Source organism: Bradyrhizobium vignae, assembly GCF_900324035.1.
Classification (GTDB): Bacteria; Pseudomonadota; Alphaproteobacteria; order Rhizobiales; family Xanthobacteraceae; genus Bradyrhizobium; species Bradyrhizobium vignae.
Map to the genome: position 1 here is coordinate 6,956,135 of NZ_LS398110.1, position 13,120 is coordinate 6,969,254.

At 60.2% G+C, this 13,120-nt stretch carries 11 protein-coding genes and 1 pseudogene; 3 read left to right on the plus strand and 9 right to left on the minus strand.

From position 1 onward, the window contains the following. Positions 1-146 precede the first annotated feature (146 nt). The gene (locus tag BRAD3257_RS33540) at positions 147-581 is read right to left on the minus strand and encodes a PBECR3 domain-containing polyvalent protein (RefSeq protein WP_122405386.1); all 435 of its coding nucleotides are present in this window, start codon (positions 579-581) and stop codon (positions 147-149) included. A gap of 1,547 nt (positions 582-2,128) precedes the next feature. Next, entirely contained in the window at positions 2,129-2,425 is a 297-nt protein-coding gene (locus BRAD3257_RS39515) for a hypothetical protein (protein ID WP_145987086.1), read from the minus strand. Between BRAD3257_RS39515 and BRAD3257_RS33545 the strand changes: the two genes are divergently transcribed. Then, complete coding sequence (locus BRAD3257_RS33545; protein ID WP_122405387.1) at positions 2,424-3,587, plus strand: hypothetical protein; 1,164 nt, start codon at positions 2,424-2,426, stop codon at positions 3,585-3,587. The two genes, BRAD3257_RS39515 and BRAD3257_RS33545, sit on opposite strands and share 2 nt — an antisense overlap. 258 nt (positions 3,588-3,845) lie before the next feature. Then, positions 3,846-4,143: pseudogene (locus BRAD3257_RS33550) on the plus strand (ATP-binding protein); the annotation flags it as partial. A gap of 530 nt (positions 4,144-4,673) precedes the next feature. Here the strand turns inward: BRAD3257_RS33550 and BRAD3257_RS33555 are convergent. The 3 genes from BRAD3257_RS33555 to BRAD3257_RS33565 form a co-directional block, all read right to left on the minus strand. Then, entirely contained in the window at positions 4,674-6,731 is a 2,058-nt protein-coding gene (locus tag BRAD3257_RS33555; RefSeq protein ID WP_122405388.1) for a hydantoinase/oxoprolinase family protein, read from the minus strand. A gap of 2 nt (positions 6,732-6,733) precedes the next feature. Further along, the gene (locus BRAD3257_RS33560) at positions 6,734-8,404 is read right to left on the minus strand and encodes a hydantoinase B/oxoprolinase family protein (RefSeq protein ID WP_122405389.1); all 1,671 of its coding nucleotides are present in this window, start codon (positions 8,402-8,404) and stop codon (positions 6,734-6,736) included. 83 nt (positions 8,405-8,487) lie between these two features. Then, positions 8,488-9,645, minus strand: coding sequence for an aspartate aminotransferase family protein (locus tag BRAD3257_RS33565; RefSeq protein WP_244608050.1), 1,158 nt, complete (start codon positions 9,643-9,645; stop codon positions 8,488-8,490). Here BRAD3257_RS33565 and BRAD3257_RS41560 point away from each other — a divergent pair. Beyond that, positions 9,595-9,786: a hypothetical protein gene (locus tag BRAD3257_RS41560; protein ID WP_244608069.1), complete on the plus strand. Its 192-nt coding sequence runs from the start codon at positions 9,595-9,597 to the stop codon at positions 9,784-9,786. The two genes, BRAD3257_RS33565 and BRAD3257_RS41560, sit on opposite strands and share 51 nt — an antisense overlap. 38 nt (positions 9,787-9,824) lie before the next feature. On the opposite strand, the gene BRAD3257_RS33570 is transcribed toward BRAD3257_RS41560, so the two are convergent. The 4 genes from BRAD3257_RS33570 to BRAD3257_RS33585 all read right to left on the minus strand — a co-directional run bounded on the left by BRAD3257_RS33570 (position 9,825) and on the right by BRAD3257_RS33585 (position 13,118). Then, positions 9,825-10,532, minus strand: coding sequence for an ABC transporter ATP-binding protein (locus BRAD3257_RS33570; protein ID WP_122405391.1), 708 nt, complete (start codon positions 10,530-10,532; stop codon positions 9,825-9,827). Continuing rightward, positions 10,519-11,256 carry an ABC transporter ATP-binding protein gene (locus tag BRAD3257_RS33575; protein WP_122405392.1) on the minus strand — a complete coding sequence of 246 codons (738 nt, stop codon included), beginning with the start codon at positions 11,254-11,256 and terminating at the stop codon, positions 10,519-10,521. The genes BRAD3257_RS33570 and BRAD3257_RS33575 overlap by 14 nt, the downstream gene beginning before the upstream one ends. Then, positions 11,253-12,176 carry a branched-chain amino acid ABC transporter permease gene (locus tag BRAD3257_RS33580; RefSeq protein ID WP_160118914.1) on the minus strand — a complete coding sequence of 308 codons (924 nt, stop codon included), beginning with the start codon at positions 12,174-12,176 and terminating at the stop codon, positions 11,253-11,255. Before BRAD3257_RS33580 ends, BRAD3257_RS33575 begins: the two co-directional genes overlap by 4 nt. Before the next feature lie 66 nt (positions 12,177-12,242). Next, positions 12,243-13,118, minus strand: coding sequence for a branched-chain amino acid ABC transporter permease (locus BRAD3257_RS33585; protein ID WP_160118915.1), 876 nt, complete (start codon positions 13,116-13,118; stop codon positions 12,243-12,245). Positions 13,119-13,120: the final 2 nt, after the last annotated feature.

Sequence of the window (13,120 nt, forward strand, 5' to 3'; positions counted from 1 at the left end):
AGTGATTTTGAGGTGAGAACGGCCTCCTCACGCGCCTCGCGGCTGCGAGGCAAAGTAGCCGAAAGGTGAAGAGATCCAGGTTGGCATCTGGCAAACTTCATTTCCCGAACTTCTAACGATCTGGGGCTCCGCCGAATGGCGGGGCCCTAGACGTTTGGGGCGACCTTTAGAAAACCCTTCTGCCTCCGGCTTTCGATTTTCTCGGCCTTCACCGGATAGAAGCTCAAAACGTGGTAGCGACCCTGCTCGTCCCGGTCGAGGTTGATTGCCACGAGAACCATGCTATCGGCCGCAACAACCCGGCTGATCAGCTCGATTCCAGGGTTCTTGTGATCATCCCCGATATAGAGCGGGTCGGTCACGATTCCCGATAGGTATGGTAAACAGAGTAGAAACTCCTTGGGATGACGACGCTCGGCGTGAACCTGAGCACCGGCGCTGAAGACCACGTCCCCCGCCGCCAGTTCCATTTCAAACGCCGCATTGATCTTAGCGACGGGCAGCGGACCGAGGGAAAGTTCCTTCCTCTTCTCGCGCCTCGGCTTATTTCCGCGGTCGTCGCGCTTTACCTCCTGCTTCATACTGCGAAACGACGTCCATTCATTTCGTGGGCCGAGTGCGTTTCCCCTTTTACGTGCGAAACACAATCATTCGTTTAGGCCGACGAGCCACTCTGTTTCAACCTTCTCAGGAGGCGAACTGCATTTCCTCGAGCAGAAAACCGCGATCGCGATCATCGATCGAAATGCCTGCGCAATTTTTTCAGCCTACCTCACGCGTATCGCATGCTGCCATCGCCGTCTGCGGGTAACTCGGGTCGCATGACTGACTCGCGCATCCTCTCGACGCGGCGACTTCTGCCGGAAGCCATTGCGGCGACTTCGGCTTCTCGCGCCACGCGATGAGCTATCTATCTCTAGCGTGCACAAGGAGAGAAGGCTAACTCTCAAGCGGCTCTTTCACGACGCCAACGATCCTCCCGATCACTTCGAAATACCTGATCTACGGCCAGATCGGGTTCAGCACCTCAGCCAGCCCTGCCTCCGCCTTGGTCAATTGCGCGCGTCGCTTCACGCCGTCAGCTGGCAAAAATACGGTCGGTCCGCGAAGGTCATGGTCCAATTGCTGCCGCTAGGCGCGTAGCTCGTGCTTGAAAACATTTCTTGCGCAAACCCGATTACCCCGACCAGTTTTCAAGTCGGCCATGATCTGCCGGCCCCCTAGCCGCGGCAAGAAGCTCAGGGATCGCCGCCTCACGAAGATCTCCGGGGGACGTCGTCGATCAGGTTACCACCCGCCGTTTCCGTTGCCGGATCTATGGTGTGCGTCACGTCCGGGTCGACAACGGCACTATCCAGATAAACGGCTCCAACATGCAGTGGCTCATGCAGGTCACCGATCAGTCTGACAATACAAACAATGCCTCTTTCTTGTCTTTGATTGCTTTGATGGCAAATGGTCGCGGGTCAAGCAGCACGGCTATCGCAGCATTCACAGCTGCAACCAGGTCGGGGTATTTCGTACCCTGATAGTTTCGGTCGAATCGATCACGCTGCACGGCGCATCACCAAAATCGCGCGTATTGCGGCATCCGCGCTCACGCCAGACGTCATATAGCTGCATTGCATCCAGTTGGCGCAACGTTGTCTTCCATCCGCTGCTGCTCATCCGGCGTCCTGAAGGACGAGCACGGCACTTCGTATTCCGGATGGATTTGGATCGGTCGTGTAGGAAAAGTACCGTCGGCTTTGCCGCATGACGCTCTTTACGAAGTCAAGCCATGGGCCCGCCGTTCTCGAGTCGAACCCGAGGATCTGCGCGACACGCTGCCTGGCGTTGTCAGTCAACAGCTGATCACGGTTATCCGACCACGCGATGACCCTTGTATCCTCAAGCTAAGGAGGAAATTGAGTGCAGAACAGTCAAAAGCAGTACAAGCAGGCCGAAGTACCTGCAGGCGCTCAAGTGGGAGCTGAGCATGATGAACACTCAAAATTCGAGTAAAGAAACGGACGATGAGGAAAAGCACGTATCGGACAATAATTCTACTTGAACTAGTACCAGGTTTTCATAATTTGAGGCGGAGCATGGCACAATGTTGATGTCAGCAAAAGCTGTCGCCGTCAGTCTAGCGCATCCGGGTATTCGTGTTGTTGTTTCGACGTTGAGAGGGGTAGGTGCGCAGTTTTCTTGCGGTACCAGAATATGTCGGGGGTCTTTCGCGCAAATCGTTGAGCAGACGGTCCGTTGCACTTGGCACCGTTTGCTCAATTCGGTTTTGAATGTTGGGTTCGGCTCCGCCGACAAGCGGATCGGCCCTGCCGCTGTCTGCCGTCCAAATCCAAGCCACGAGCGCGAGGAATATCTGTACGCGTCCTTGATAGTTTGGCGAACGTTGTTTCATATTTTTCCAGGAGTCGATCATGCGCTGCACGTTCATATTACTGGGTTCAATTGCCGCACTGGCCGGTTACTCTACCGCCGCGACTGCCCAGGTCGACCCGAATCTACAGGTTCGCATTGAGAATTTGACGCCTCCCAAGGATCGGAAGCCATACCTCCCGCAGACCGAAGTCGTAACAAAAACAAGGGTTCAGACCTACACGACGAGCGAGACCGTTGCGGTTCCTCCTGCGGAGCGACGCCGTCGCCTTCAAAAGATCCTCGCCGAGAAGCAGTTGATGCTACCTGCTGACGCTGAGGCGGTTCAAAGAGCGTACGAAACGTACGGTATCAAGGCCCGTGAAACCCGCAAAGTTCAGAAGAAGAAGGTGATCACTGAGCACGTCGTAACGACCAAGCCACGAGAAACGACCGTCACGGCATCCGTTTCGACACAGTCAGTGTTCGACAACAATGCGAGCAAGACCCCTATCCACGTGGGCGACACAGTTTTTGGCACCACGGGTCTACTTACCGTCAATATCCCTGTCGGCCTTGCCGATAGCTTCATCCTGCAGAGCGGCGTGAGCGATCAGCGTTATGCACGCTTGTTCACGAAGAACGTCGACATCCTGGTGAACAACGCCACTTACAACCAAGTTCTCAATCTGGTCGTCCCGGGCAAGACGAGCGGCACGACGACGTCCGACGTGATGAGCTATTCGGTTGCCTCTAACACCGTCTACGGGTCTGGATTTAGGCCCTACCAAGTGGAGCTTTTCACGCCTTCGATCGCCTGGGCTCGCAACAATCAGGATCTGGCCGGGACAATCTGCGGGCCGAAAGGTCAGGAGGCTTTTTGCGTCGCGGGTACTTTCGTCGCAGAGGGCGAATTCACCTTCTCGGATATCGCCAGCCAACAAAATTTCTCCTCCAGGCTCTCTGGTGGTGTAACCTGGCAAACGCCAGTAACCGGCCTGACCACGTCAGCCGGCGGCTACGTTCAAGGTCGGCATTTCACAGATTTTCCCGGCGGTCGTGATGATCTTATCCTACAGGCCTCAGCTCGAGCAGACTGGACGCCAAACAGCTACGTCCAACTCAGCGGCGTGCTGCAGGTCACACAACAGTTTTCCACTGTGAGGGCCCTAGAATGGAACGGCTTTGCAGCCTATCCGTACGTGAAGCTAAGGGTCACCTTTTGAGAGGCTTCCAGGGTTTGACTTACCTACCGTGGCTTCGCACTGAGGTCGAATAGCTGCCGTCATCAAGTCGCCGCCTTACTGCTGCGCGCCCGCCGGTTGCACCTCCCGTCGCCAGCTCGCGGCGCCGGCGAATGGGTTCCAAATCACCCGGCCACGGAAGCCTGGACTTGTCCAGCATTGCGAGGGGCTCGCCGAACAGTCTTCGGGCCTCCCGGCGATCCGAGGCCAAACCGATGAAGTTGATTGGGACTGGAAGCAACTGGCGGTCTCGTGCAGAAGCTCCAGCTGGCTCGCCGCGAACTCAACCTCGAGGCGCCATCAACGCCTTGATAGCTTCGATCTCCTGATCCTCGATGATCTTGCCTACGTCACAAAGGACCAGGCCGAGACCGAGCGGCGCTCGATGCTGATCACCACCAATCAGCCGTTCGGCGAATGAAACAAGGGCCTGCCGGACCCGGCCATGACGCTCGCCGCCATCAATTGTCTCGTTTACCACGCCGCCATCGTTGAGATGAACGTCGAGAGCTATCGCAGACGCGCCGCGCTCGAATGAAAACGCGGTCCGGGACGGCCGCCCTCGCACGCGGCCCCCCGAAACTGTCGCTGATTGACACGGATCACAAACCGGCGCTCAGAGAACGAAGAGTGACAGGTCGATCAGGGCCGATCGCCCACTTCGCCCAAGCGCTTCCGGTTCACCTCCATTGCGGACATTGCGCCGGCCCGCCGGGGTAGAGCACACAAAGATGACCGCATCAGAAACTGTCCCGATGGACGCGGCGTACAATTGCGAACGTCCGGCTATTCTGGTTCTGGCGTGCGATAGGCTGCGGCGTCATAGCGCCACGGCGAAAGAATTAATACCCGTTCGCCGGCCGTGGCGGGTTTTGCGCAGCCCGTGAACACGTCGATTGATGCAGGTATCCTACCGACCAACCGGCCCAACCCTAAATCCATCGCTCCGTGCGATGCGCTCAGCTTCAGGTCCGCAAAATCCGAGGATCCCTAGCAGGATGACGTGCGGGGCGGACCACCGGATCTAGAAACAGCAGCTACCAACATTGTCAGATCCGCAGTTGACGCCTACACTTTCGCACACCTAAGCTCAATGTCGAGCCATCCCAGCGCATTAGCCGTCGCACGATCCCCACTATTGATGACAATGGTCGTTGTCTCCGCTTCGATGATCGCGGGGCCTTCCAGCACGTGCCCGGAACACAATTTCTCCAGTGCATAGACCGGCACTTCGCGCCAAGCACCGAAGAAGACCTGACGTTTGCCTGCAGGCGATAAGATCGGTTCGGACGTGGGCATTGGCTTATCGGATCGTTCAATTCGAGGAACGGCGCCAACAGCGGCAAGCCGTGCGTTGACGAATACGACCTCCTGATCGCGCGAGGCGTAAGTATAAAGTTCCTCATGACGACGATGAAAGCGTTCTTCGAGCTCGGCGATCAAGGATGGCGCGTTAAAGTCGACGTCGCTGAGTGGTACATCGACCTCGAACACCTGCTCGCCATAGCGCATCTCGGCGGACCGCTCCGTCATAATGGGCCCGTCGAACCAGCTACGGAGCCGTTCGGTTGCCTGCACGTCCAGATCGGCAAAGATCTTTCGAATCTCAGTGGCGGTCGTCCGGGCGCCTGTCTCGAGGTGAGTGCGGCTGACCTCATACCGCAAGTCGCTGGTAAGCATCCCCCACGCCGAGAGTACGGAGGCTGCCGTAGGCACTATGATGCGCGTGATCTCCAGCTCGCGCGCGACCTCGGTTGCGTGAAGGCCTGCGGCGCCGCCGAAGCTCAGGAGCGCGAACTTGCGCGGATCGACCCCGCGACGCAGGGTCATCAGTCGGATGCCGTCTGCCATTTTCAGATTGACGAGCCGATAGATGCCGGCAGCCGCCTCGATGCGTGTCACGCCAAGCGAAGCTGCGAGACGATCGATTGCTGCTTCCGCCGCCGTACGATCGAGCGGACGCCGTCCGCCCATGAAGGCGGCCGCATCGAGATAACCCAGCACAATGTTCGCATCGGTCACGGTCGGCTCCGTACCGCCATTGCCATAACAGGCCGGTCCCGGCATCGCGCCGGCACTTTCCGGGCCGACGCGAAAGATGCCGCCCGAATCGACACTGGCGATGGACCCCCCTCCCGCCGCGATGCTGGCGATATCAAGACTGCGCAGCGCGATGCGCTGGTCGGCCAGCCCGCCGTCGGCCGACAAGCTTGCGCGTCCGTCCGCGATCAACGAGATATCGGTGCTTGTGCCCCCCATATCGAAGGGCACCAGATCCGGCACTCCCAGCAGCTCCGCACACCTGCGGGAACCGGAGATGCCGCCCGCAGGACCTGACAGCACGGTCGCCGCCGCGAGACGCCCGGCTTCCTCGATCGGCGCCATGCCGCCATGCGAGAGAATGATGAACAAGCTCCCCTTGAACCCCGCTTCGAACAAGCGTTGCTCAAGCCGTGTCAGATAGTGCCGCACGGCAGGACCGACATAAGCATTCACGATCGTGGTGGAGACGCGCTCGTACTCTTTGATCTGTGGCAACACGTCACTCGAGCGCGACACGCTCACTCCGGGCAATTCACCTGCAATCCGCTCTGCTGCCGTGATCTCATGGGAGGGATTACGATAGGCATGCAGGAAGCAGATCGCGACCGAAGTGGCGCCAGAGGCGCGGATGGCAGCGATGGCCTCACTGAGTGATCCCTCGTCCAATTTCAGCAGCACGTCGCCATTCGGCCGCAGCCGCTCGCGAATGCCGAAGCGGAGTTCGCGCGGCACCAGCGGCTCTGGAGGCGGGGTCCGCAGATCATAGCGGTTGGCTTTCAGTCCCTCCCGCATCTCAATGACGTCGCGGTGACCCTCCGTGGTCAGCAGTGCGACCTTGGCGCCTTTGCGTTCGAGCAGCGCGTTCGTCGCGACTGTGGTGCCATGCACCAGCCGCTGCGTCCTCGCCAACATATCAGCGCGCGACATCTCGAGCCGCCGCGCGAGCTCGTTGAGCCCCGTCATCACACCGATCGACTGGTCCTGCGGCGTGGAAGGAGATTTCGCGAACACGGTACGCCCGACAGCGTCGATTGCGACCAGATCGGTGAACGTGCCGCCAACATCAATGCCAATCGTCAACATCGTTACTGAACCACTTCCGTCGTTGTGCCTGTGTTAACGAGGCCCTGTACTACATCGCACTGGCGCGCCTGTTGTGTGCGTCGCTCCGGAGGCCCCCACCCTCCGCCGCCGGACGAGCGCACTTCAAGACAATCTCCCGGATGGATCTCGATACCGACCTCTTTGGTTCGCAGCACACGTGGCGGCCGGCCCGCCGAGACCAGGCGGTAGTGATGCGGCGCCCCATCCTTGCCGCCCAGCATGCCGCAGGCACCATGCCTGGCGCCATCACCTGCGGTGTTGCCAAGTGCGGGCTTCTCGGTTTCGAAGACGAGATCGAGCTCGACGCCGAGACCGCCACGGAATTGACCGTCGCCGCCTGAGTCGGGCCGAAACTCATGATGACGGAAGTGAAGGGGGAAGCGAGCTTCTGCGACCTCGATGCTGCCGAACTTGAGACCGCCGACGGTGTGCCATTCGCCGATCGAGGACCAGCCGTCACCGCGCGACGAAGCGCCACCGCCGGGACGTGCCTGAAACATATGCCAGATGAAGCTGCGCCCGCTGCGAGGATCCTCGCCCTGCACAGCGATGCGGAAGCGCCGGCTCCAGCCAGCCATGGTTCGGTCCGGACAAGATCCTGACAATGCCTTGATCACCGCCTCCACGATCTCGTTGGAAGGATGGCTGGTGCAGAGCGTGACGGGTCGGCCAGGATCTGCCCACACGATGGTGCCCTGCTTGGCAACGACCTTAAGCGGCCGCAGCGCGCCATCGTTTTTGGGAATGTCGGCGTCGATCAGATAGGCAAAGGCCATCACGACCGCCGCTTGCATATTGGCGTGCGAGGAATTGACAAAGCTCGTGCTCTGCGGGTCGGATTCCGACAGGTCGACTTCGATCTGGCTGCCTGTCTTCGTGACCCTGGCTCCAATCCGGATATCGTTGCGGCCATGACCGTCATCATCAAGGAATGCCTCGCCGTAAAACACGCCGTCCGTCCAGGTCGAGACCACGGCGCGCGTCTGTTGTTCGGCGGCATCGAGGATGGATTCTATCGCGGCTTCGACCACCGGCGCGCCAAACTCGGCAAACAGCCGCCCCATCCGCCGCTCACCCATGTGCGCGGCTCCAATCATTGCAGCAAGATCACCGCGGAAATCGTGAGCGTTGCGCACATTCAGTGCCAGCATATCGAGAATGTCCTCACGCAGTCGGCCGGCCTCGTAGAGCTTGATCGGTGGAATGCGCAGCCCCTCCTGCCAGATTTCGGTCGCGCTGGGATTATAGGCGCCATATGTCGCGCCGCCGATATCACTCTGGTGCGCGCGCACGATGCTCCAGAACAGCCTGCGGCCGCCGTCAAAGATCGGCACGAATGCGGTCAGGTCGGGCAAATGGCTGCCGCCGTGATAGGGATCATTCATCAGGATGACGTCACCGGGCCCGACATCCTTAAAGCGCTCCTCCACCGCGCGTGTCGCCCAGGGCAACGCGCCGACATGGACCGGAATGTGGTCGGCCTGGGCGATCAGCCGGGAATTGACGTCGCAGATGGCCAACGAGAAGTCCCGGCTCGAGTTGAGGATCTGCGAATAGGATGTGCGAAGCATTGCTTCGCCCATTTCCGCAACGATCGAGCTCAATCGATGCTGAACGACTGACCGCGTGATGGGATCAACCTTGTGGGCCATTCTTGCACCTGTTTCAGACTATAAATACGTGGCGTGATGACCCCAATGGCCTCACGCGAGACTTACCAAGTTTCAAGGACGCGTCAGGTTTTCGACGCGACCTGGGCAAGTGCATCCGAGGCCGCGCGGACGATGCTCTCTATATCCGTATCCGTCATTGGCAGCGACAGCGCCATCAAGCCATAGCTGGCGGCGAGAATGCCGCGGTTGAGGAACTCCAAGTTGAACACACTTTGCCGTTTGGTCTCGCCTTCGCTCATGTAAGCTGAGCGATAGTCGCGGACCGGTCGTTCGGAGAAGTGCAATTTCAAGAGCGATCCAAGGCCAACCGCTGTGCCCGGCACGCCATGGCGACGAAATGCGTCATTGATGCCCTTTCGCACTGCCTCGCCGGTCGCATCCAGCCGCGCGAACGCGTTCCGGTCCAGGAGCTCCATCGCCGCCAGCCCGGCGCGCATCGTGACCGGGTTGGCCGAGAACGTGCCGCCATGAGGCAATGCCGGCTTGCCGTGGCGCGGATCGAAAACGGCCATGATCTCCTTCTTGCCGGCGATTGCACCGACCGGAAATCCACCGCCGATGATCTTGCCAAGCGTGGTGAGATCAGGATCGATGCCCCACAGACCCTGGGCGCCGTGATAACCGAGACGGAACGATATAACCTCATCGAAGACAAGTAGCGCGCCGACTTCGCTCGTCGCCTGGCGCAGCGCTTCAAGGTAGGCCTTGTCGGCGGGTACGAGGCCCGCGCGGTTCGGCATCGGATCGACCAGTACGCAGGCGAGATCGCGGCCATGCTCCCGAATCAGGCTGACGGCGCCCTCGATATCGTTAAAGGGAATCGTTACGACGTCGGCGAGCACCTTGTCCGGTGTGCCTTTGGCATAGGCAACTGAGATTGGTGCATTGCCACCCCAGTCTGCCGGCGTCGGATCGAGGCTTACCTCGGCATAATCGTAGGAACCATGATAGGCGCCCTCGCACTTGGCAATTTTTGGCCGCCCGGTAAACGCTCGCGCCGCCTTCAGCGCCATCATCACGGCTTCCGTGCCGGAGTTGGCAAACCGGACCTGGTCGACAGATGGCAGCCGCGCCGCAAGCAGCTCAGCTAGATTGATCTCCGATTCGGTCGGCATCCCGAAAGCAGAACCGAGCGCGAGCTGCCGTGTCGCCGCCTCGATGAGCGCCGGATGGGCATGACCGTGAATCAGCGAGGTGAAATTGTTGATGCAATCGATCAGCTCATTGCCATCGACATCCCAGACCCGGCACCCCTCCCCGCGTGCGGCATAGATCGGATAAGGCTTCATGAACACCGTCGTTCGGGTGTTGCCGCCTGGCAGGCTCGTCAGCGCACGATCGTAGAGCGCTTTCGATTTTGAATTGATGTCAGGATACATGTCATTGTTTCCTTGAGAGATCAACGGCCCAAATAAGCTTCGCGGACGCGCGTGTTCTGCTTGAGGTCATCGGCCGTGCCTTGAAGAACGATGCGGCCCGTTTCCAGCACGTAGGCCCGGTCCGCCACTGACAATGCCAGGACCGTATTCTGCTCGACGACCAGGATGGTGAGCCCGCTGTCGGCGATCTGCCTGACGCGCTCATAGACCTCTTCTGCCAAGCGCGGTGCAAGCCCAAGCGAAGGCTCGTCGAGCAGGAGCAAACGCGGCCGGGCCATCAAGGCCCGTCCGATGGCTAGCATCTGCTGCTCACCGCCCGACAGAGACCAGCCGAGCTGCTTGCGACGCTCCTTCAGGCGCGGAAACAGGTCGAACGCTCGTGCGAGATCGTCATCGATCGGCTGGCGCCAGCGCCTCCAGTTCACGGTGGCGAGCGTGAGGTTCTCCTCGACCGTCAGGCCGGGGAAGATGCGCCGCCCTTCGGGTGCCTGACAGATGCCGAGCGCGACGCGGCGGTCGCTGCCGAGCCGGGCAAGTGATGCGCCTTCGAATTCGATATCTCCGGACTTGACCGGATTAAGACCGGAGATTGCGTGCAAGAGTGTGGTCTTGCCGGCGCCGTTGGCGCCGATGAGGGCGACCGTCTCGCCCGAGCCAACCTCCAGCGTCACGCCCTGCAGCGCGACGATGTCACCATAGGTGACCGTCAGATCGTTACACGCCAGCATGACGATAGCCTTCGCCGAGATAGGCCGACAGCACTGCGGGATCACTCTGGATCTTGGATGGTGAGCCCTCGGCAATTTTGCAGCCGAAGTTCAGCACGATGATCCGCTCCGCCAAGCGCATCACCATGCCCATGTTGTGCTCGATCAGAACAATCGCGATTCGATGTTTTGCCCTCAAATCCGTCAGCCGGTCGATCAGCTGGTCAACCTCGGCGGAATTCAGCCCAGCGGCCGGTTCGTCAAGCAGCAGCACGCGGGGCTCGCAGGCGAGCGCCCGGCACATCTCGATCATGCGCCGGTGGCCGTAGGATAGCGATCCGATAGGCGCTTGCGCGTCCGCCACAAGCCCCATCTGATCGAGCACAGCCATGGCCCGCTCGCGCAGCTCCAACTCGCTTCGGCCGCTTTGGATGGCCGCGCCGGTCATGACGTTCTCGAGCACGCTCAACCTTTCGAAGGGACGGCCGTGCTGAAAGGTCCGGCCAAGCCCGCCGCGGACCCGCTTGTGCGTAGCTGCGCGCGTCATGTCCCATCCGTCGAGCAAAACTCTGCCCTCGTCGGGAAGGACAAGTCCTGTAAGGACGTTGAGCAGGGTCGATTTGCCGGCGCCGTTTGGGCCGATGACAGCGACAAATTCGCCCTGCCCGACTGACAGGTCGATGTCCGAGAGTGCTGAGAGCCCGCCGTAGCATTTGGTGATTCCTGTGGCCTGGAGCAGGCTCATGGGCGCGCATCCTTTGCGACAGCAACCAATGCCACCTTTTTGATACCAGCGTCGCGGCGAATGCTCCGCGGCCGGCGGATCCCGGCAAGGCCTGAAGGCAGGAAGACGAGAATGGCAAGTACAAAAAGACCAAAGAACGCGAGATAGGCAGAGCCGAGGAAGCGCAACCATTCGGGCAGAAAAGTCACAAGCAACGCTCCCAGAATGGCGCCCACGACCGAGCCTTCGCCGCCGACCACCAGCATCGCGAGGTAAGTGATGGAGTGCGCATAGCCAAAGTCGTCCGGCGATATGAAGCGCATATGGAAGGCGAACAGGCTTCCTGCGAGGGCGGCATAGACTGACGAGAGGACAAAAGCCGCGAGCTTGACCCGGGGGACGTCGATGCCCGTCATCGACGAGGCCGTCTCGTCATCTCGTACCGCGATCATCGCACGCCCAAGGCGAGAGACATGAAGGAGCGCAGCGACGGCGGCCGAAAGCGCCAGCACCACCAGGGCGAACCACAGGTAGCTGCGCTCGTCGGCGAGGGCATGGCCGGCTATCTGCAGCTCGGGAATGCGGGAGACGCCGTTCGTGCCGCCGGTGAGCTCGATCCAATTGGCGGCGACGATGGAGAAGGAGACGTTGAGCCCAAGCGTCGCCAGCGCGAGATAGTGCCCCTTCAGCCGCAGGAGTGGAAAACCGATCGACAAGGCAAAAATTGCCGTGCCGGCAACCGCGACGGGCAGCGCCAGCCACGGCGACCACGCCAGCAGCGTCGTTAATAGCGCAACGCCATAGGCGCCCGTCCCAACGAAAGCCGCATGACCGAGCGAGATCAGCCCCGCATAACCGAAGGCGAAGTTAAGCCCAATGACGGCAATGGCTGAGATCACGGCAAGGTTGAGCAGCCGGAGCTGATAGTCGGCCAGCAGCATCGATAGGCCGAGCCCCACAATGAAAATGATAGCGCCGAGCACGAGCGGAAAGCGCATAAACATCGATCAGCCCCGGTCCTGAATACGTTCGCCGAACACACCCTGCGGGCGCACCAGCAGGAACAGGATCATCATGACGAAGGAAATCAGGTCCTTGTAGGCTGAGGAAACGTAAGATGCCCCAAGCACCTCGCTAAGACCAACGAACAGGCCGCCGACAATGGCCCCCGGTAGACTGCCGAAGCCCCCAATGATTGTGGCAGCAAACGCCTTGAGCGCAATGGGATCGCCCATGCTGGTGTCGGCGAACCACATCGGACCGAGCATCAAGCCGGCGACGCCTGCGAGCGTTGCCGCGAGGATCCAAGATAGCGCAAGCAGACGATTGACCTTGAGGCCCATCAGCCGAGCAGCCTTGATATCCTGCGCCACGGCGCGCATGCCGATGCCGAGTGAGGTGCGGAAGAAAAGGAGCCACAGCAGCGCAACCATGAAAGCCGTGATAACCACCACAGCGACCGCGTGGGCAGAAATCGTTGCGCCGGCGATCGTGAGATTCACGCCCTCGAGCGGCGACGGCAGGCGGAAGGGCCAGGAGCCGAAAGCTAGCAGCGCCGCGTTCTGCATGGTAATGCCGATCGCGACTGTGCCAATGATGATTGTCACGATCGGACTTGCGCGCAGCGGCAAGTAGAGCACCACAAAGAACAAGGCTCCGAACAGCGCCATCGCCAACAGCGCTGCGCCGTAGCCCACAGGCAAGGGCAATTGTGCATTGAGCAGCATGGCGACGCCCGCGAAGGTGCCGAACATCACAAATTGTCCGGCTGCGAAATTCACGACACCGGTTGCGGAGTAGACGATCACAAATCCGATCGCGGCGAGCGCATAGATGCTACCGATTGCCAGTCCATTGATGAGCAGCTGGATGAGATCCGTCATAT

Bases quoted from the DNA above. Each gene is read 5' to 3' on its own strand.
- BRAD3257_RS33540 (WP_122405386.1), bottom strand. From the start codon at position 581: ATGAAGCAGGAGGTAAAGCGCGACGACCGCGGAAATAAGCCGAGGCGC.
- BRAD3257_RS33545 (WP_122405387.1), top strand. From the start codon at position 2,424: ATGCGCTGCACGTTCATATTACTGGGTTCAATTGCCGCACTGGCCGGT.
- BRAD3257_RS39515 (WP_145987086.1), bottom strand. From the start codon at position 2,425: ATGATCGACTCCTGGAAAAATATGAAACAACGTTCGCCAAACTATCAA.
- BRAD3257_RS33555 (WP_122405388.1), bottom strand. From the start codon at position 6,731: ATGTTGACGATTGGCATTGATGTTGGCGGCACGTTCACCGATCTGGTC.
- BRAD3257_RS33560 (WP_122405389.1), bottom strand. From the start codon at position 8,404: ATGGCCCACAAGGTTGATCCCATCACGCGGTCAGTCGTTCAGCATCGA.
- BRAD3257_RS41560 (WP_244608069.1), top strand. From the start codon at position 9,595: ATGGGCATGACCGTGAATCAGCGAGGTGAAATTGTTGATGCAATCGAT.
- BRAD3257_RS33570 (WP_122405391.1), bottom strand. From the start codon at position 10,532: ATGCTGGCGTGTAACGATCTGACGGTCACCTATGGTGACATCGTCGCG.
- BRAD3257_RS33575 (WP_122405392.1), bottom strand. From the start codon at position 11,256: ATGAGCCTGCTCCAGGCCACAGGAATCACCAAATGCTACGGCGGGCTC.
- BRAD3257_RS33580 (WP_160118914.1), bottom strand. From the start codon at position 12,176: ATGCTGCTGGCCGACTATCAGCTCCGGCTGCTCAACCTTGCCGTGATC.
- BRAD3257_RS33585 (WP_160118915.1), bottom strand. From the start codon at position 13,118: ATGACGGATCTCATCCAGCTGCTCATCAATGGACTGGCAATCGGTAGC.